Here is an 18670-nt window from a genome sequence, read left to right on the forward strand (position 1 = left end):
CTGCCTTCCTGGAAACAGCACAAACCGGGGTCCGCACCATGACGGTGCGGACCCCGGTGAGCGGATACGCGTCCGGCTATCAGGCGGGGACGATGTTCTCCGCCTGCGGGCCCTTCTGGCCCTGCGTGACGTCGAAGGAGACCCGCTGGCCCTCCTGGAGCTCACGGAAGCCCTGGGTCGCGATGTTCGAGTAGTGGGCGAAGACGTCGGGACCGCCGCCGTCCTGCTCGATGAAGCCGAAACCCTTTTCGGCGTTGAACCACTTCACGGTTCCCTGTGCCATGACCTTCTCCTTCTGTAGGCAGAGGCCCCATCCGGAGATGCCGGAAAACAAATAATGCGCCTGAAGGAGAAACATTCCCGTCAGGCGCACATAGATTCATGGGTACCACAACTGCAACGCCGAGACCTTAGCACAGCTCGGCGGTCCGTGGTGGATCAACGAGGGCGCGCCGGGGTCCTTCAGAGACTTTCGATGATCGTGACGTTCGTCCGGCCGCCGCCTTCGCGCACGGTCTGGAGCTCGAACCGGACGTCGGCGACTCCCGACGGGCGACCGAGGGCGATCGCTCCGCCGCTGACAGCTACGTAAGGAGGAGTGGTGGATGCGGGCGCCCGGGATGAGCCCGTAGTCCTGTACAGCCCGTTCGGAGGCGACACCTCGGCGATCTTCGTCACGGGCATACCTTGCGCGAGCAGCAGCACCATCTGGGTCCGCCGCCAGGTCACCACCGACCCCGTGCCTCTACGGATGATCCGTAACAGCAGGCGCTGCCCCTCGTCGTCATCCATCTCACGGACGCGTACTCGTTCTGCCACGTGATCATCCTGACCGCCCGGAGCCGCCGAGTGCAGCAACCCGGCGGCTCGTCACACGAGGGCAATCGTTGCCTGATGCGGCACTCGGGTCTGTTGCGAAAGTGGATCTTGGTCGTGGATGCTCACGTCCTGTGGGGCGTGGTGACCTGACGAATGGCCAGTGGGCCCGGCTGGAGCCGTTGTTGCCGCGGGGCATCAAGCCGGACCGTCCGCCGGTATGGACTCGGCGGCAGCTGATGTGACCAGCGCTTTCCCAACAGACCCTAACCGACACGCCCGGGCGAGTGCCCCGGCCGCTGACCCGCGCCCTGGATCAGGCACTCGATCAGGTAGTCGCCCGTGTCCTCGTCGATGGTCACGCCGTGGGTCTCGCTGCGGAAGCCGGGGAAGCGGCGGTCGAAGGACTCCAGGGCGGTGAGATAGCGCAGCAGCGGGCCGTCGGGTGCGCCGATGGACTCGCCCGGCATCAGGACCGGGATGCCGGGCGGGGTGACCGTCACCATGGCGGCCGCCACCCGGCCCGCCGCCTCCGAGATCCGGACCCGCTCGGTGTCACCCCGCACCAGCCGCTGGTAGCAGTGCTGAGGTGGCGCCACGGGCTGCGGGAGCTGCTGGAAGGCCGTATCCAGAAGCTCCACCAGGCGCACCGAGCGCAGTTGCTCGTGCATCTCCTGGCACAGCCCGCGCAGGGTCAGGCCCGTGTACCGGCGGGGATGCGCGGCGACAGCCTCCGGCAGGATGCGCTCCAGTGGGGCGTCGGCGTCGTAGAGGGCCTTGAAATCCGTCAGGGCGTCCAGCAGGGTGCCCCACTTGCCCTTGGTGATGCCCATGGAGAACAGGATCAGCGTGGTGTAACTGTCGGTCTTCTCCACCACAATCTTCCGGGTGGCCAGATAGGCGGTGAGCACCCGGGCCGGGATGCCCTCCTCGGCCATCTCGCCGGTGGCGCTGATCCCCGGACAGGTCAGCGTGACCTTGACGGGGTCCAACATGCAGTGGCCCTCGGTCAGCCCGGGGAAACCGTGCCAGTCGGCGCCGGGCTCCAGCAGCCAGCAGGACTGCTCGGTGCGCAGCAGCTCCGGCGGGGCTTCCTCGAACGGCAGCCGTTCGCCGGTCGGCGGGTCGGTGACCGTGTCCGGCTGCCACACCCCGAAGAACCACGGTGGCCGGTCCCCGGCGCTCTCGATCCGCCGTCGCAGGCGCACCATCTCCTGACGGAAGCGGATCGCCTCGGTCACCGCCTCGTCGATCAGCCACTCGCCCTGCGGGCCGTCCATCATCGCCGTCGCCACGTCGAGCGAGGCGATCATCGGGTAGAGGGGCGAGGTGGTGCCGTGCATCATCAGCGCCTCGTTGAACCGGTCGTGCTCCACCGGTGCCCGCGGTGCGGGTCGCATGTGCACCATCGCGCTCTGCGACAGCGCCGCCAGCAGCTTGTGCGTGGACTGGGTGGCGAACACGGTCGGGCGGTCCGGGCCGGGGAATGCCTCCTCGTCCACCGACATGCCGTAACGGCCGGCGTAGAGCGGGTGGAAACGGGCGTACGCGAACCACGCCTCGTCGAAGTGCAACCGGGGCGTGCTGGCGGCGAACGCGCGAGCGGTGGGTACAGCGTCGTAACTGAGGCCGTCGTAGGTTGAGTTGGTGAACACCGCGTACTGCGGGTGCCGGGACACCGCGCCCTCGGTGAGCGGGTTCGCGGCGATCCGGGCCGCCACCGCGTTTGCGGCGATCTCGGCCGGGGGCAGCGGTCCCGCCAGGCCGTAGCCGTTGCGGGTGGGGACCATGTAGACCGGCCGGGCGCCCGAGACGACCAGGCCGTGCAGCACGGACTTGTGGCAGTTGCGGTCCACCAGCGCGATCTCGTCGCGGGTGACGCTGAAATGGCCGACCAGGCGGTTGCACGTGGAGTCGCCGTGCAGCACGAAGTAGGTGAGGTCGGAGCCGAACACACGGGCCGCGTTGCGCTCCGCCTCGCCGATCGGGCCGGTGTGCTCGAACAGCGAGCCCAGTTCCTCGACCGAGATCGACAGGTCGCTGCGCAGCAGCCGCTCCCCGAAGTAGTCGTGGAAGGCGCGTCCCGCCGGCGACTTGAGGAAGGCGACACCGCCGGAGTGGGCCGGGGTGTGCCAGGAGTATTCGTGGGCGTCGTCGAAGCGGCGCAGTGCCCGGAAGAACGGCGGCAGCACGGATTCCCGGTAGGCGCGGGCGGCGGTGGTGATGCGGCCCGCGATGAAGCCCGGGGTGTCCTCCAGCGGCCAGACGTAGCCCACGACCGACTCGGACACCCACAGCGGCAGGTCCCGTACGCCCTCGTCGGTCATCACCAAGAAGACCGGCAGGTCCCGGAAACGGCGGCCGATCCGGTGCAGCACGGCGCCGCCACCCGGGGTCCCGTCGAGGGTGCTGCCCGGCCGGGCGAGTGTGCCTCCCGGCGCGGCGAGCGCGGCGCCGGGCCCGTCACCGGCGGCCCTGGGAAGGTCCCAGGCCACCAGCGCCGCCGCCAGACCAGCCTCGGTGCGCAGTACGGCGTCCGCGTCCTCCGCCGTGACCTCCCACCGGACTTCGAAGCCGCCCGCCTCGATCGCGTCCCGGATCTTCCGTAACTGCTGGGGCCCGGCGCCCTCGCCCCGAGGGTGTTCCGGTACCGCGACCAGGATCCTGCTGTCGGCCATGCGCTCTCCCGCCCTCCACGGCGGCGCCCCGGCCGCCCCGGCCAGTGTCCTGGCGGCGCACCGGGCAGAACGGCGGCCGGGACGGCAAACCACCGCTATGGCGGAAACCGCCGTCCCGACGTTGACTTTCGCAACAGGGCCTAGACGGCCTACTACCGGTGCCGCTTCGCCCACGAGTACGCACTCGCCAACAAGATCACCCACCCCCGCAACATCCTGTTTCGCGAGCGGGACCTCGTACCCCAGCTCGACCAGTGGATCTCTCTGCAGTTCGCTCCCGGCGGGAAAGCGGCCACGATCGAGCGGATGTTTCAGTCCCAGCTCGTACGCTCGCAGAAAGACGACGACTCGGCTGCGGCCGCCACCACCGTGCGCGACTGCGAGGCCAAGCTCGCCCGCTACCGAGCCCTTGTCGACGCCGGAACCGCCGGCTCGGAGACCGTCGGACAGTGGATCGCCGAGACCGAAGCCCGCCGCGCCACCGCAGCCGCCCAGATGCGCACCCGCAAGCCCACCGTGCTCCCCCGCGCACGGATCGCGGAGCTTGTCGATGCGGCGGGCGACACGGCCGATGTGCTCCGGACCGCGGCCGGCGGGAAGAAGAACCGGCTGTACCGGGCCCTCGGGCTGCGTATGAAATACCAGTACGCACAACGCATCGTGCGGGTCGGGATTACTCCCGACCCGCACGATGTTGGTGAATGGTTTGTTTGTGTCCGAGGGGGGACTTGAACCCCCACGCCCGATAAAGGGCACTAGCACCTCAAGCTAGCGCGTCTGCCATTCCGCCACCCGGACTAGGTGTGGTCTTCGCGGGGCTTCCCCGCGGCGACGTGGACAACAATACCAAGGTTTCGGAGTGCCTTTCACCTGCGTATCCGTCGGGGGCGTAACGCGCAGTTACGGGTGATGGGGATATTTCGGGTGATCGTGGGCGGGAGGAGCCGGCGGGAGTCTGTGGGTGAGGGGTGGGGTGGCTCCCGGCCGTGACCAGGGCCGATGCCGGGGAGGGGCCAGGAAGGGGCTGGGGCGTAGTCGACGCCAGGGCCGGGGCGGGGGCCGGGCGGCGGGGGCCAAGGGCGGGGCCGGAGGTCGGGGGCCGGGGGTCGGGGCCCGGGGGCCGGGGGTCGGGGACCGGAGGTCGGGGGTCGGGGGCCGGGGGTCGGGGACCGGAGGTCGGGGGTCGGGGACCGGGAAACCAGGGGCTGGGGGCTGGGGGCTGGGGGTTAGGGGTTAGGAGCTGGGAGCCACGAGCCAGGGGCCGGGGATCGGGAGGCACCGGCCAGGACCCAGGACCCAGGCCCCAGGGCCGCAGGCGCCCGGCCGACATGCGGCCCGTACGACATGCGGCCCGTACGGCATGCGGCCCGCTACGGCATGAGGTGGTAGTCAGGGAAGTTGCCCGGTAGGCGTTCCGTGGGTGGGCCCTCGGTGACGGCTCGTACCAGGAGGTCGCCGCCTACGAAGGCGCCGCGCCAGGAGTTGCCGAAGCCGCCGAAGAGTTCCTCGCGGTCGCCGCGGGAGCGGGGTTTGCCGTGGCCGATCTTGAAGGCGCGGATCTGGGGGGCCAGGCGGGCATAGGTCTCGGGGTCGTCGGTGGAGAGGGTGGCCACCAGGGCGCCGTTGCTGGCGTTCATGGCGGCGAGGAGTTCGGCCTCGGTGTCGACGAGGACGATGGTGTCGACGGGGCCGAAGGGCTCGGCGTGGTGGAGGGGCGAGGACGGGGGCGGGGCCAGGAGGGTGGTGGGCGGCAGGTAGGCGGAGGTGTCCTGGGAGGGGAGGAAGTGGCCGGCGGCCAGGTCGCCCCGGTGCAGCGGTACCGCGCCGCGGGAGATCGCCTCGGTCGTCAGGTCGGCGAGTTCCTTGGCCTTGGCTGCGTTGATCAGGGGGCCGTAGTCGAGGGTGGGAAGCGGATCGTCGGGCGTGGCGACGGCCAGGGGGTGGCCGAAACGGATGGCGCGTACGGCCGGGAGGTAGGCGGCCAGGAAGTCGGCGAAGGCGTCGCGCTGGACGACGAAGCGGGGATAGGCGGTGCAGCGCTGTTTGGCGTAGTCGAAGGTTTTGCGGAGGAGAGGCGTCAGGGCGTCCCAGTCGGTGTGGTGCCAGATGCCCCAGGTGTTCAGGCCCTCCTGTTCGAGGATGTGGCGTTTGCCGAGGTCGGCGACGGCGGTGGCGACGCGGGCGCCGGTGTCGCGGCCGCCGACGAAGGAGACGCAGCCGATCTCCGGGGAACGGATGAGGGAGGCGGAGAGTTCACTGCCGTTCCCGCTGACGAGGGTGGCCGGGATGCTCTCGCGGGCGGCCAGGGCGCAGGCGAGGGTGAGGCAGGACAGACCGCCGTCGGTGGGGGTCTTGGCGATCACCGCATTGCCTGCGAGTGCCTGCACGAGCATCGCGTGGACCAGGACGGACATGGGGTAGTTCCAGCTGGCGATGTTGCTGACCGGGCCGGGGAGGGGGGACCTGCCGACGAGCATGCGGTCGATGTCGGAGACGTACCAGCGCACGCCGTCGATAGCGCGGTCGACGTCGGCCTGGGCGAGCTTCCAGGGCTTGCCGATCTCCCAGACGAGGAGGAGGGCGAGCAGTTCGCGGTGCTCGGTGAGGGCGTCGAGGGTGGCGGAGATACGGGCCTTGCGTTCCGGGAGGGGTACGTGGCGCCAGTCGCGGTGCTGGTCGAGGGAGGCGCGTACGGCGTGCCGGGCGGCTTCCGCGTTCAGGCGGGGCGGGCCGGCGATGGGGGTGCCGTCCACCGGGCTGATGGCGGGCAGCGGGTCGCCGTCGGGGTGCCATGCGCCGGCCCAGAGGTTGCGGACCTGGTCGTCGCGGAACGCCTCGGGGGCGGCGGCCAGGCTGCGCTGCCAGGCGTTCTGCCAGGACGTTCCCGGCTTGAGGGTAAGGGTGGGGGGCGAGGTGGGGGTGCCGGGGGCTTTGGGGGTGGGTGCCATCGGTGTCTCCGCTCTCGGTGCACGGCCGGAGGGGCAGGGTGGTGGCGCTCGGTCAGGGACCCGGCTCCCGGTGGAACCGGGGTGAGGAAGAGGGCAAGCCAGCCAGCGAGGAAGTGAGGGCTGGAGGAGCGGTGTCGAAGAACCTCGTTACTGGACGGTAGTGGGCGGGGGCGGGCGAGGGGGCGGTACGGAGGCAGGTATGGCGAGTGTCACTCGGGGCGGGCGGTCGGACCACCGGGGCGGCGGATGTTTCCGGCCATCGGGGCGCCGACGGCGGTTCGGCGCGAGGTTCGGTTTCTTCGGCGCGTGGGTTCGGTTTCACAGCCGGCGCTTGCTTGGGTTTCATGGCCACCGGCGTTGGTGTCACAGCCATCGCTTGGGTTTCACGGCCACCGCTTCGGTTTCACGGCCAGCGCTGGGTTTCACGGCCACCGCATCGGTTTCACAGCCACCGCTTGGCCGCCTCGACGCTGTCGCCGCCGCTGGTGTTGAACGCGATCGCGCCCTCTGGTGCATGCCGCCGGACCAGGTTCACGACCTGCTCGAAGAACGTCAGGAGTGGTTCTGGTTTGCGCATCCCGCCCCCTATGGCGACGACGTCTCAGTGTCGTGCGGACAGCGCTGCGGTCACCGCGGACTCGGCCGATTCGTCCGGTGCAATCAGCGTCATGGAAGCGTCGATGGCGTGTTCGCCGAAACGGGCCAGTTCCTCGTCCAGGACCGCGCGCAGGGCGGCCCCGTCCATACCGGGCACTGCGTGCGGGTCGAATCCAAGAACGAGAGCTGAGGGCATGTTGTGAATGACGGTCAGCTGGTCATGTCCGTTCCGGCCAGTCGACGGCAGCAACGCTGCTTTGGACCTTCGGAGGAGGCTGAATTGAGTGCGTTACCCAAGGCGTTGGATTGGATACGTTCAGCGGCTTGGGCCACGTCGAGTGACGCTTCGCCCCGTGTGGTGACGACGACGGTGACGACGGTGACGGCAGTGAAGGTTGCAGGCGGACGCCCCTCTCCCTCGGATGAGCCCCGGACCGCCATTCGGTCCGGGGCTCGTCGATCCCGTGCCATCTGGGCCGAGCCCCGCCACTCCCCCATCACTCACGGATCGGCTTGTACGCGCCAGAGGTCTTATCGGCCATGAGCGCCCCTGAACTGATCAGCAGTCAGTTCGCGCTACTGCGCCGGGGAAGCCGTGGCATCGGCCTTGACGTTGAAGTTGATGGTGGATCCGTTGACGGAGGTCACCGTGACCGACACGCCCAGAGTGCTGCCGTCGTCCGCCGAGAGCTTGCAGCGGGTGGTGGTGCCGACCTTGCCGACGAGGTCCTCGGGGCATGTGATGTGGGGCTTTTGCCGACCCGTTGCGGCGGCGAGTTTTTCGGCGACCGTGGTGGCCAGTTTGTCCGCCGACAGCTTCGGCTCGGCGTTTTCCACGTGAGCCGAGGCCGAGCAGCCGACGAGCAGCGCGCCGGCAGTCAGGATCGAAGCTGCTGCGGACAATCGAGTGATGGGCATGGACATGACGGACTCCAGCTTGACGTGATCATGGCGAGAGGGGCGACGGAAGCATACGGGCGTTCTCCTCCCGGCGCGATTCGGGCCTCTGGGCATGAGTGCGGGGGTGACAGAGAGGGAACGCGCCGGAGGTGAACGCGAGGCTTTCCGCGCTGGGGCAGCCAGGAGTGTCGCGGGTCAAGCTGAGGTCGGGCGGCCGGGCCGGCCTCAGGTTCGACAGCCAGCCGAACTCCTGGGTGCGGCAAGGGCATTCTCGGCCCTTGAGTCAGGCCAGAATGGCCTGCTGAACTTCGCGACCGCCTGGGACCTGGACGAGGCCTCGCCCAGGTGCCGGCCTGCCGGCGTCAGTCGTCTCGCGGGCGAGGTACGGGTGATGGGAAGTCCTACGGCAGGCGGATGTATCCCCCGCCCGGCCCGCCCCCCCGCCTCGCCCCGCCCCGAAGATCCGCCAGGGGCGCCCGGATGGCCTGCATGAGACCTACGAACGGGCGATGTGCAATCCGGGCCCGCCCATCCCGGGCCGGCGCATCCTCTGGGGGCGTGCTGAGCGTTGGACTGGTCGAGGGCACGTCACGAAGGTGATCCCCTGGATCTCTCGCAGAGCGATCCCAGACTCAGACCCCAGACCCCAGACCCCAGACCCCAGACCTCAGTCCTCAGTCCTCAGTCCTCGGCCCCCGCATCTCTCCCAGGTGATCACTCAGCGGACGTCGGGGCCTCGTCCCTCAACTCGTTGTTGCTGTTGGTGGCTTGATGCGCGATGGCCTTATGGTGGCGAACCACTTCATCGATGATGAAGTTCAGGAACTTCTCCGCGAACGCAGGATCCAGCCGGGCGTCCTCCGCCAGCCTTCGCAGCCGCTCGATCTGCGCGGCCTCACGGGCCGGGTCGGCGGGTGGCAGGCTGTGCCGGGCCTTGAGTTCGCCGACCTGCTGGGTGCACTTGAAGCGCTCGGCGAGCAGGTGCACCAGGGCGGCGTCGAGGTTGTCGATGCTGCTGCGCAGATAGAGCAGCCGCTCCCGGGCCGCCTCGTCGGCGACCGCGGCCGCCTCCTCCGCGGACGGTGCTGTCCACTCGCTCATGTACGTCTCGCCAATCGTGTGGGTGCGGTGGCACGGATTCGGTGCGGTGTTCGTGATCGTGATCGTGATCGTGTGCAGATTACCCGGGGACGCCGGTGGGCGCGGGTGTGATCTCGCGGATCGGAACGGGCGGACGCCGGACCGCTTGGGCAGGGTCCGTCCGCCCTCCCCGGCACCGCTCGCGCTCGTGGTGCGTACGGCGGGTGTGCTCGGTGTGCGTCCGCATCACCCGCACCCCCCGGGAGGCAATCTCACCCTTCCCGTGCAGGACAATGAGGACACATGCAGCCGTCGACGCCGGCCGCAGCCACCGGCACCGACCACCGACCACCGACCACCAACAGAACCGGGACGGATCAGGACATGGGACGAGTCACGGAGCGACGCAACGTGATCCGCATCCGCGATGGTGCGGTGAGCACCCGCCCGGACACCCTCGTCGCCGAGGAGCCGCTGGAGATCCGGCTCGGCGGCAAGCCCCTGGCGATCACCATGCGGACGCCCGGCGACGACTTCGCGCTGGCCGCGGGGTTCCTCGTCAGCGAGGGCGTACTGGCGAGCGCGGAGGATCTGGCGAACATCGTCTACTGCGCGGGCGCCACCGACGACGGCGGCAACACGTACAACATCGTCGACGTCCGGCTGGCGGACGGGGTGCCGGTCCCGGACATCACGCTGGAGCGCAACGTCTATACGACGTCGTCGTGCGGGCTGTGCGGCAAGGCCAGCCTGGACGCGGTGCGTACCCAGGCGCGCTGGGCGCTGGATGCCGGACCCGAGTCCGCGTTCCGGATCGAGCCGGCGACGCTGGCCGCCCTCCCCGACCGGCTCCGGGCCGCGCAGCGCGTTTTCGAGCGGACCGGGGGCCTGCATGCGGCCGCGCTGTTCAGGGCGGACGGGGAACTGCTCGACATACGGGAAGACGTGGGACGCCATAACGCCGTCGACAAAATCGTCGGGCGAGCGTTGCAGCAGGGGCTGTTGCCGCTGTCGTCGGCGGTGCTGATGGTCTCCGGGCGGGCGTCCTTCGAACTGGCACAGAAGGCCGTGATGGCGGGCATTCCGGTGCTCGCCGCGGTCTCCGCGCCGTCGTCGCTCGCCGTGGATCTGGCGGCCGAGACCGGGCTGACGCTGGTGGGATTCCTGCGGGGCAGCTCCATGAACGTGTACGCGGGCGAGCACCGGCTCGCGCTGCGTCCGGCGGCCGCCACGGGCTGAGCGCACGGCCGTCGCGCTATTGCGGGAGCGCGATCCGGGTCAGCAGGTCGATCAGCTGCTCGCGTTCCGCGCCGGTCAGGGCCGCGGTCAGCTCGGCGTTGGCCTCGTCGCCGAGCTTCTGGGTACGGCGCAGTCGGCGCTCGCCGTCGGCCGAGATCTCGACGGCGTTCTTGCGCCGGTCCTTGGGGTCCGGGGTACGGGTGACCAGGCCGTCCCTCTGAAGGTCGTTGACGATCGCGACCATGTCCTTGGGGTCGATGCTCAGCGTGCGGCCGAGGTCGGCCTGCGATACGGGGCCGAGTTCGGCGACCGCGGACAGGACGGCGTGGTGCATCATCCGCATCCCTTCGGCGGCGAGCGCCTCGGCGACGAGGCGATGGCCGCGGGCGGCGGCGCGGCCAAGCAGCCAGCTGGGGAGGGCGCGGATGCGGGAGGGGGCGTAGGGGTGGTGATCGTGGAGGTCGGACATGGGACCACCGTAGCGAGGAATCCGTAGGGCCGACCAACGAAGGAACGAAGGGCGAAAACGGACGGGCAACGGACGGGAAACGGAGATCGCCGACGAAGATCACCAGGAGTCGCACCAGAAGTCCCACCAGGAGTCCCACCACGAACCCCGGCCACCAGATTCATTGGTAGCCCCCACGGTTTTTGGGTTATCGTTGGGGCGACCAACGAATCCGCTCCCTGGAGGTGTCACCCCATGCGTCGTGTCCGGTTCCATGCCTACGGCGGTCCCGAGGTCCTGTGCGTAGAGGAGGCCGAGAGTCCGGTGCCCGGGCCCGGCGAGTTGCTGGTCCGTACCGAGGCGATCGGCGTCACGCTGCCCTGCGCACGGCGGGTGCGCGGGGACGGGAAGGGCGGCGGCGATCCGCTGCCGACCATGCCCGGTGGGGAGATCGCCGGGGAGGTCGTCGCGCTCGGGCCGGATGTCACCGGGTTCGCGGTGGGCGACCGCGTCACCTCGCTCACGTTCAAGGGCTCGTACGCCGAACTCGCCCTCGCCCCCGCCGCTCTGGCCAGCGCGATACCCGACGGGGCGAGCGCGGTGGAGGCGGTCGCCCTGGTGCGGAGCGGGCAGGTGGCGCTGGCGGCGCTGAGCACCGCGGCGCCGGCCGGGCGGGAGTCCGTGCTGATCACCGGGGCCGCCAGCGCCACCGGGCACCTCGCCGTCCAACTGGCCAAGCTCCAGGGGGTGCCGCGGGTGGTGGCCGCCGTCGGCTCGGCGGCCAAGGCGGAGTTCCTGTACGGGCTCGGGGCCGACGAGGTGGTCACCTACGACCAGGTCTCCTGGGGCGAACCGGTCGACATCGTGCTGGACGGCGTCGGCGGCGAGCTGCTGCCGCGGGCCGTGGCGGCGCTGGCCGAGGGCGGCCGGCTGATCTTCTTCAACTCCGGTGGCGGCACCGTCCCGGCCTTCGAGCTGCTGGCCGGCTCGAAGACCATCACCGGGCTGACGATGCGGCGCTTTGCCACCGTGAACCCGGAGCGGTACGCACGGCATCATGCGCGGCTGTGGGAGCTGGCCGCATCGGGGCAGTTGCGGGCCGCCGTACACACCGAACTGCCGCTGGCCGAGGCCGCGAAGGCGCACGAGATCATCGAGGCGCGGGCCAATCTCGGCAAGGTGGTGCTACGGCCGTGAGGGGCGGCGTAGGGGACGTGAGAGGTGGCGGAGACGACGTGACGGTTGGTGGCGGAGACGACGTGACAGATGGTGGCGGCAAGACCGAGAGGGGCGCTGGAAAGGCCGAGAGAGGTGCCGGGGAGGAATAAAAGGGGCGGTGGAGTGAACGAAGAGGGACGCTGGAGAGGACGCGGACAGGCGGTGGAGAGGGCGTGGCGGACGGTGCGTCGTCGGCTCATGCTCGGCCCTCGCCCCGCACGGCCATTCACCATGCCCGGCACACACGGCGCACCCCTGGCGGGGCCGGGCGGGTGAATTATAGGCCCCGTGGAGCGAACTGACGCAGGCTCCTTGTCGCGGTCCGCACGCGGCAGTAGCTTCCGTCGCGGATGCACATAGGACGTTGGATGTCCTGATGACCCGTCGCCGAACCCTCGAAAGGGCAGGCCGGACCATGACGTCAGTTCTCCGCGCACACCCCAGTCCCCGCAGCAGACCACGGCGGCGCCGCGCCGCGGCCGGTCTCGCCGCGCTCGCCGCCCTCGTCCTCGCCGTCCTTCCCACCACGCCCGCACACGCCGCACCGAACCCGGCACCGGAAGCGAACGCCGGCACCCTCGCACCGCCCCCCGCGAACGGTTTCACCCAGCAGGTCCTGTTCAAGGCCGCCCAGGAGAAGGGCTATTCCTGCTTCCGTATACCGGCGATCGTCAAGTCCACCCGCGGCACCCTGCTGGCCTTCGCCGAGGGGCGGGTGCACGACTGCGGGGACGCGGGAAATATCGACCTCGTGGTCAAACGCTCCACCGACGGCGGGCAGACCTGGGGTCCGCTACAGATCATCAACCACGGTGACGGCAACACCCACGGCAATCCGGCACCCCTGGTGGACCGCCGCACCGGGCGCATCCTCATCGCCGAGACGTACAACAAGGGCCGCGCCGACGGCCTCAGCTGCGACACCCCCTGCGACCGCACCCCGCACCTCCAGTACAGCGACGACGACGGCGCCACCTGGTCAGCGCCCCGGGACCTGACCCCCACCATCCGCCCGGCCCAGTGGAACTCCTGGTACGCCACCGGGCCCGTGCACGGCATCCAGCTCACCCGGGGCCGGCACGCCGGCCGTCTGGTCTTCGGGATCAATGCCGAGAGCTACGCCCAGGGCCGGGTCACCGAGAATCACGCCGCCCTGGTGCACAGCGACGACGGCGGCCGCACCTGGAAGGTCGGCGCGCTGGACACCTGGCCGATCGCCGCCGATGGAACCTTCCGTCAGAAGCCGTCCGAGATGACGCTGCTGGAACGTTCCGACGGCTCGATCTATGTCAACGGCCGCGAACAGGACGGTACGGACCTGGGCCACCGCACCGCCGCCGTCAGCCGGGACGGCGGCGACAGCTTCACCGGCCCGTTCCGCGCCCTGCCCGCCCTCTACTCCCCCATGGTGCAGGGCTCGGCGCTGCGCCTGTCCCGTTCGCGCTACGCCCGCCCCGGGCACACCCGTACCCTCTTCGCCGCGCCCGCCGACCCCGACCGGCGCCGGACCATGGCCATCCGCTCCTCCTGGGACGAGGGCCGCACCTGGGAAGGTGTCGACCGGGGCGCCGTGGTCACCATCGACTGGTCCGGCTACTCCGACCTGGTCGCCCTCTCGCCCGACGTCACCGGTCTGCTCTACGAGGGCGGCAAGGTGGACGCCCGCGACGAGATCCGCTTCGTGCGCTTCACCGAGGACTGGCTCGGGCCGCGCCGCGCCCCCGACCCCACGACCCGCGACGACGCCCCCGGCGCGCGCCCGGCGCTCGTCCTCGGCGGCGCGCGACCCACCGACGGCCTCTTCGGCGGCGCGCTGTCCTTCGACGGCAAGGACGACGCCGTACGCCTCCCCTTCCGCAACTCGCTCCCCCTGGGCACCCACGACTTCACGTGCAGCTTCTTCTTCCGCTACGAAGCCACCGGCGGCGAACAGCCGATGCTGTGGATGGGCGGTGTGGGAAGCACCCAACCGCAGGTCGCGGTGAGCGCCGACCCGGCCGGACACCGGATCACCGCCCATCTGACCGCGGTCGACGGCGCCCGGCCGGCGGCCACCGCGCAGGTCGCCTCGGACGGCGCCTACAACGACGGGCGCTGGCACCATCTCGCGCTGCGCCGGATGGGCGGACGGCTGCTGCTCACCGTGGACCTCGTCCACACCACCGACGTCCCGGACGTGCCGGGCTCGGTGAGCCGCGGATCGGTCTTCGGCGTCCACCTCGGGCAAAAGCTGGACAGCCGCGCCCAGTTCACCGGTGCACTGGACGAGGTCCGCGTCTACCGGCGGGCGCTGAGCGATCAGGAGCTGTCCGGGCTGCGCACCTTCGATGCGTCCGCCAAGGGGCCGCTGGTGCTGCGGCTGGCGCTGGACCGGGTGGACCAGGGCAGGCGGGGCTGAGGCCCTAGCCGGACGAACCGCCCGTCGCTCCGGTGGTGGTCTCCTCGGGGAGCGGCGCCGCCCCGGGGTGCACCGGCTCCCCGGCGTCGGCCGGTGCCTGCGCCTGCGCCCGTGCCTGCGCCGCGTAGCGCTTGGCGAGGACCGCGCAGACCATCAGCTGCATCTGGTGGAAGAGCATCAGCGGCAGCACCGCCAGCCCGGCCTGTGCGCCGAAGAGCACGCTGGCCATCGGCAGACCGGCCGCCAGGCTCTTCTTCGATCCGGCGAAGGTGATGGCGATCCGGTCCGCACGGGGGAAGCCCAGTTTGGCGGCGCCGTACGAGGTCCCGGTCAGCATCAGCGTCAGCAGGACGGCCTCCACGCCCAGCAGGCACAGCAGACGCAGCGGCGAGACCTGGTGCCAGATGCCCTGGACCATCCCGGCGCTGAAGGCGGTGTAGACGACGAGCAGGATCGAACCGCGGTCCACCAGGCCAAGGACCTTCTTGTGGCGGACGATCAAGCCCCCGATCCAGCGGCGCAGCAGCTGGCCGGCGACGAAGGGGAGCAGCAGCCGGCAGACGATGGAGAAGAGGGAGTCGGCCGAGAAGCCGCCGCCCCCGTTGCCGTGCAGGACGAGGGCGGCCAGCAGCGGGGTGACGACGATGCCGACGAGGCTGGAGAACGATCCGGCACAGATCGCCGCCGCCACGTTGCCACGCGCGAGGGAGGTGAAGGCGATGGACGACTGGATCGTCGACGGCACCAGGCACAGGAACACCAGCCCGGTGTAGAGGGTGGGCGGCAGCACGGCGGGGACCAGGGCGCGGGCGGCCAGGCCGAGCACCGGGAAGACGACGAAGGTGCAGGCCAGCACGGTGAGATGGAGCCGCCAGTGGCGCAGCCCGGCCAGCGCCTCGCGGGTGGAGAGCCGGGCGCCGTAGAGGAAGAACAGCAGCGCGACGGCCCCGGTGGAGCCGCCGTCCGCGACGGTGGCGGCCGCTCCGCGTGCGGGCAGCAGCGCCGCCAGGCCGACGGTCCCCACCAGCGCCAGGATGAATCCGTCCACGGGCAGCCAGGAGGGCAGGGCGAACGCAGGGCGGCGCATGGTCTCTCTTCGGTCGTACGGCGGGGCGTGCGGCGGCCGCGCGGTGGCGTGGGCGGAACGATCTCCAGGGTGCCGTCCCCGTAGGCCATCGGGAACCCCTCTTACCGTGGTGACTGTCATGACGAAAGGCGATAGCCGGGGGATGATGAGGGTGCGAGGCTGCGGGATGAGGGATGAGGGACGGGGAGCGATGACGGAGGCTGATCCAGCATGTTCGACCCCACCCAGCTGCGGACCTTCCTCACCGTGGCGCAGACCCTGAGCTTCACCCAGGCCGCCGACCGCCTCGGGCTGCGTCAGTCGACCGTGAGCCAGCACGTCCGCAAGCTGGAGCAGGCCGCCGGGCGGCGGCTGTTCGTGCGGGACACCCACGGCGTGGAGCCGACCGAGGACGGCGAGGCGATGCTGGGCTTCGCGCGCACGATTCTGGAGGCGAACGAGCGGGCGGCGAGCTTCTTCGCAGGTACGCGGTTGCGCGGGCGGCTGCGGTTCGGCGCCTCGGAGGACTTCGTGCTGACCAGGATGCCGGAGGTGCTGGAGGAGTTCCGGCGCGAGCATCCCGAGGTGGATCTGGAGCTGACGGTCGAGCTGTCGGAGACGCTGCACGAGCGGCTGGCGGCCGGCCGGCTCGATCTCGTCCTGGCCAAGCGGGGGCCGCAGGAGTCACACGGACGGCTGGTGTGGCGCGACCGGCTGGTGTGGGTGGGCGCCGAGCGGCTCCGCCTCGATCCGCAGCGGCCGGTTCCGCTGGTCGTCTATCCCCCGCCCGCCGTGACCCGCGCCCGCGCGCTGGAGGCGCTGGAGGGCCAGGGCCGTGAGTGGCGTATCGCCTGCACCAGCGGAAGCCTGAACGGACTTATCGCCGCAACCCGGGCCGGACTGGGCGTGATGGCACATACCAGGGGCATGATCCCGCCAGGGCTGGTGCGGATTCCGTCGCGCGCCGGGCTCCCGGAACTGGGCGGGGTGGATTTCGTCCTCCTGCACGGCCGGCACTCCCGCGCAGCCCGGGGGCCTGCCGAGGCGCTCGCCGACGCGATCCTGGCCGGTGGCGACCGGCTGCACATGCCGTAGGCACGCACATCCCGGGCGTCGGTTGCAGAGATTTGGTGCAGAAATGGTCCCGGCATGGTGATAGTCCGGAGACGAAGAGGCGAGATCGTGTCCACGCTTTACCCGAAGTAACCCGAATTCGCACTTGGCCATTTCCGGTACACGCTCCTGTGCGCCGTGGTACGGCCCTCCCGGACCCCGGGCGCCGTGGGGTACGGTCTCGGCCCTGTGAGGAGCACCACGAAGGGCTGGGTCATTGCGCGAGTTCACCGTCCCCCCTTTGGCAACCGCACCGCAGGTCGGCGGGCTGGCGGATTCCGTTTTCGACAACGCCGACAGCGACCCCGGACGCGTCGCACTGGCCCGTAAGGACCCCGCAGGGCAGTGGGAAAACGTCACCGCGGCGCAGTTCCGGGACGAGGTCCTCGCAGTGGCCAAGGGCCTGCTGGCACAGGGCGTCCGGTTCGGCGACCGGGTCGGCATCATGTCCCGTACGCGCTATGAGTGGACCCTGTTCGACTTCGCGCTGTGGTCCGTGGGCGCCCAGGTCGTACCGCTGTATCCGACGTCGTCGGCCGAGCAGGTCTTCTGGATGCTGTACAACGCCGACGTCACGGCCTGCCTGGTCGAGCACGAGGACCATGCGATGACCATCGGCTCGGTCGTCGACAGGCTGCCGCAGCTGCGCCGGCTGTGGCAGCTGGACGCCGACCCGGTGGCCGAGCTGACTGCGGCCGGTGCGCACATCGAGGACGATGTCGTCCACCGTCACCGGATGGCCGTCACCCCGGACGCCACGGCAACGATCATCTACACCTCGGGCACCACGGGCCGTCCCAAGGGCTGCGTCATCACGCATGCCAATTTCATGGCCGAATCCGACAACATCGTGCTGCGCTACGAGCAGGTCTTCAAATCCAAGGCGCGCGAGGAAGCGGCCACCCTGCTGTTCCTGCCGCTGGCGCATGTCTTCGGACGGATGGTGCAGGTCGCGGCCGTCCGCGGCCGGGTCAAGCTGGCCCACCAGCCCGAGCTGGCGGCCCGTGCGCTGCTGCCCGATCTCCAGACCTTCCGGCCGACGTTCATCCTCGCCGTGCCGTACATCTTCGAGAAGGTCTTTGCCGCGGCCCGGCGCAAGGCGGAGGCGGACGGCAAGGTCGGGCCGTTCGACAAGGCCGTCGAGATCGCCGTCCGCTATGCCGAGGCGCAGGAGAACAAGGCGTTCGGCACCGGATCGGGCCCCAGCGCCTCGCTGCGGATGCAGCACCAGATCTTCGACAAGCTGGTCTACAGCAAGGTCCGCGACGCCATGGGCGGCCGGGTGCGGCATGCGATGTCGGGCGGCTCGGCCATGGAACGCCGGCTCGGGCTGTTCTTCGCCGGCGCGGGAGTGATCATCTACGAGGGCTACGGCCTGACGGAGAGCACCGCCGCGGCCACCGCCAACCCGCCCGAGCGGACCCGCTTCGGCACCGTCGGCACCCCCGTTCCCGGCACCACCGTGCATATCGCGGAGGACGGCGAGATCTGGCTGTACGGCGGCCAGGTCTTCCAGGGCTACCACAACGACCCGAAGGCGACCGATCTGGTGCTCAACGACGGCTGGTTCTCCACCGGCGATCTGGGCGCCGTGGACGAGGACGGCTATCTGACGATCACCGGCCGCAAGAAGGAAATCCTGGTCACCTCCGGCGGCAAGACGGTCTCGCCGGTGCCGCTGGAGGAGCGGGTCCGGGCGCATCCGCTGGTCGCCCAGTGCATCGTCGTCGGGAACGACCGGCCGTTCATCGCCGCCCTGGTGACGCTGGACCCCGAGGCCGTCACCCACTGGCTGGCCATGCGCGGCAAGCCCGAGATGCCGCCCGGTGACCTGGTGCGGGACCCTGATCTGGAGACCGAGATCCGGCGTGCGGTGGTCGCCGCCAACACGCTGGTCTCGCAGGCCGAGTCGATCCGTACGTTCCGGATACTGGCCAACCAGTTCAGCGAGCAGGACGGGCTGCTGACCCCGTCGCTGAAGCTGAAGCGGAAGGTCATCGAGACGGCGTATTCGGCCGAGGTGGACGCGCTCTACCGGGGGTAAGGGCCGGCCTCGGGGGCATCGGGCCGGGCGCGGCGCGGGGCCGTTGCGGCGATTCACCCGTTTCGTTCCCGGTGGCGGGAATGTGTGAGGGTGGTTGATCGTTGACCTTGTCGGACACATAGTCG

General features: G+C 70.3%; 13 protein-coding genes, 1 tRNA gene and 2 pseudogenes. 6 read left to right on the forward strand and 10 right to left on the reverse strand.

From position 1 onward, the window contains the following. Window positions 1-79: 79 nt before the first annotated feature. From SNA_RS26470 to SNA_RS26480, 3 genes and pseudogenes are all read right to left on the reverse strand, one after another. The gene (locus SNA_RS26470) at window positions 80-283 is read right to left on the reverse strand and encodes a cold-shock protein (RefSeq protein ID WP_030069301.1); all 204 of its coding nucleotides are present in this window, start codon (window positions 281-283) and stop codon (window positions 80-82) included. 371 nt (window positions 284-654) lie between these two features. Next, window positions 655-819, reverse strand: a pseudogene (locus SNA_RS45055) (IS630 family transposase); the annotation flags it as partial. Between the two features lie 263 nt (window positions 820-1082). Further along, a complete protein-coding gene (locus SNA_RS26480; protein WP_044367045.1) occupies window positions 1083-3494 on the reverse strand; it encodes an Orn/Lys/Arg family decarboxylase in 2412 nt (803 codons plus the stop codon). A 306-nt stretch (window positions 3495-3800) separates the two neighbouring features. Between SNA_RS26480 and SNA_RS40480 the strand changes: the two genes are divergently transcribed. Continuing rightward, window positions 3801-4226 (forward strand): hypothetical protein, encoded by a 426-nt coding sequence (locus SNA_RS40480; RefSeq protein WP_078970215.1) that lies wholly within the window; start codon window positions 3801-3803, stop codon window positions 4224-4226. Here SNA_RS40480 and SNA_RS26485 read toward each other — a convergent pair. From SNA_RS26485 to SNA_RS26505, 5 genes and pseudogenes are all read right to left on the reverse strand, one after another. Next, a tRNA-Leu gene (locus tag SNA_RS26485) sits at window positions 4208-4292 on the reverse strand. The two genes, SNA_RS40480 and SNA_RS26485, sit on opposite strands and share 19 nt — an antisense overlap. Window positions 4293-4864: 572 nt before the next feature. Further along, the gene (locus tag SNA_RS26490) at window positions 4865-6442 is read right to left on the reverse strand and encodes an aldehyde dehydrogenase family protein (RefSeq protein ID WP_030062788.1); all 1578 of its coding nucleotides are present in this window, start codon (window positions 6440-6442) and stop codon (window positions 4865-4867) included. A 442-nt stretch (window positions 6443-6884) separates the two neighbouring features. Then, window positions 6885-7235 (reverse strand): annotated as a pseudogene (locus tag SNA_RS26495) (hypothetical protein). A 380-nt stretch (window positions 7236-7615) separates the two neighbouring features. Continuing rightward, on the reverse strand, window positions 7616-7957 hold the full coding sequence (locus SNA_RS26500) for a DUF4333 domain-containing protein (protein ID WP_030062787.1): 342 nt from the start codon (window positions 7955-7957) through the stop codon (window positions 7616-7618). A gap of 696 nt (window positions 7958-8653) precedes the next feature. After that, complete coding sequence (locus SNA_RS26505) at window positions 8654-9040, reverse strand: chorismate mutase (protein ID WP_030072507.1); 387 nt, start codon at window positions 9038-9040, stop codon at window positions 8654-8656. Window positions 9041-9403: 363 nt separating this feature from the next. Between SNA_RS26505 and fdhD the strand changes: the two genes are divergently transcribed. Further along, the gene (gene fdhD / locus SNA_RS26510; protein WP_044367272.1) at window positions 9404-10258 is read left to right on the forward strand and encodes a formate dehydrogenase accessory sulfurtransferase FdhD; all 855 of its coding nucleotides are present in this window, start codon (window positions 9404-9406) and stop codon (window positions 10256-10258) included. Window positions 10259-10274: 16 nt separating this feature from the next. Here fdhD and SNA_RS26515 read toward each other — a convergent pair whose 3' ends face one another. Then, entirely contained in the window at window positions 10275-10727 is a 453-nt protein-coding gene (locus SNA_RS26515) for a MarR family winged helix-turn-helix transcriptional regulator (protein ID WP_030072509.1), read from the reverse strand. 234 nt (window positions 10728-10961) lie between these two features. Between SNA_RS26515 and SNA_RS26520 the strand changes: the two genes are divergently transcribed. Together SNA_RS26520 and SNA_RS26525 are read left to right on the forward strand one after the other, a co-directional pair. Continuing rightward, window positions 10962-11903 (forward strand): quinone oxidoreductase family protein, encoded by a 942-nt coding sequence (locus SNA_RS26520; protein WP_044367048.1) that lies wholly within the window; start codon window positions 10962-10964, stop codon window positions 11901-11903. 436 nt (window positions 11904-12339) lie between these two features. Beyond that, window positions 12340-14322: an exo-alpha-sialidase gene (locus SNA_RS26525; protein WP_044367050.1), complete on the forward strand. Its 1983-nt coding sequence runs from the start codon at window positions 12340-12342 to the stop codon at window positions 14320-14322. Window positions 14323-14326: 4 nt separating this feature from the next. Here the strand turns inward: SNA_RS26525 and SNA_RS26530 are convergent, their stop codons facing one another. Then, window positions 14327-15409, reverse strand: a complete 1083-nt coding sequence (locus SNA_RS26530) for a bile acid:sodium symporter family protein (RefSeq protein ID WP_078970216.1) — start codon at window positions 15407-15409, stop codon at window positions 14327-14329. A 210-nt stretch (window positions 15410-15619) separates the two neighbouring features. Between SNA_RS26530 and SNA_RS26535 the strand changes: the two genes are divergently transcribed. Together SNA_RS26535 and SNA_RS26540 are read left to right on the forward strand one after the other, a co-directional pair. After that, entirely contained in the window at window positions 15620-16483 is an 864-nt protein-coding gene (locus SNA_RS26535) for a LysR family transcriptional regulator (protein ID WP_044367051.1), read from the forward strand. 235 nt (window positions 16484-16718) lie between these two features. After that, window positions 16719-18545 (forward strand): AMP-dependent synthetase/ligase, encoded by a 1827-nt coding sequence (locus tag SNA_RS26540; RefSeq protein ID WP_044367054.1) that lies wholly within the window; start codon window positions 16719-16721, stop codon window positions 18543-18545. The last annotated feature ends 125 nt before the right edge of the window (window positions 18546-18670 follow it).

The organism is Streptomyces natalensis ATCC 27448 (assembly GCF_000935125.1).
Taxonomy (GTDB): Bacteria; Actinomycetota; Actinomycetes; order Streptomycetales; family Streptomycetaceae; genus Streptomyces; species Streptomyces natalensis.

Coding starts and splice junctions, on each gene's coding strand:
- SNA_RS26535 (WP_044367051.1), top strand. CDS start 15,620: ATGTTCGACCCCACCCAGCTGCGGACCTTCCTCACCGTGGCGCAGACC.
- SNA_RS26515 (WP_030072509.1), bottom strand. CDS start 10,727: ATGTCCGACCTCCACGATCACCACCCCTACGCCCCCTCCCGCATCCGC.
- SNA_RS40480 (WP_078970215.1), top strand. CDS start 3,801: ATGTTTCAGTCCCAGCTCGTACGCTCGCAGAAAGACGACGACTCGGCT.
- SNA_RS26490 (WP_030062788.1), bottom strand. CDS start 6,442: ATGGCACCCACCCCCAAAGCCCCCGGCACCCCCACCTCGCCCCCCACC.
- SNA_RS26520 (WP_044367048.1), top strand. CDS start 10,962: ATGCGTCGTGTCCGGTTCCATGCCTACGGCGGTCCCGAGGTCCTGTGC.
- SNA_RS26480 (WP_044367045.1), bottom strand. CDS start 3,494: ATGGCCGACAGCAGGATCCTGGTCGCGGTACCGGAACACCCTCGGGGC.
- SNA_RS26525 (WP_044367050.1), top strand. CDS start 12,340: ATGACGTCAGTTCTCCGCGCACACCCCAGTCCCCGCAGCAGACCACGG.
- SNA_RS26530 (WP_078970216.1), bottom strand. CDS start 15,409: ATGCGCCGCCCTGCGTTCGCCCTGCCCTCCTGGCTGCCCGTGGACGGA.
- SNA_RS26500 (WP_030062787.1), bottom strand. CDS start 7,957: ATGCCCATCACTCGATTGTCCGCAGCAGCTTCGATCCTGACTGCCGGC.
- SNA_RS26470 (WP_030069301.1), bottom strand. CDS start 283: ATGGCACAGGGAACCGTGAAGTGGTTCAACGCCGAAAAGGGTTTCGGC.
- SNA_RS26505 (WP_030072507.1), bottom strand. CDS start 9,040: ATGAGCGAGTGGACAGCACCGTCCGCGGAGGAGGCGGCCGCGGTCGCC.
- fdhD (WP_044367272.1), top strand. CDS start 9,404: ATGGGACGAGTCACGGAGCGACGCAACGTGATCCGCATCCGCGATGGT.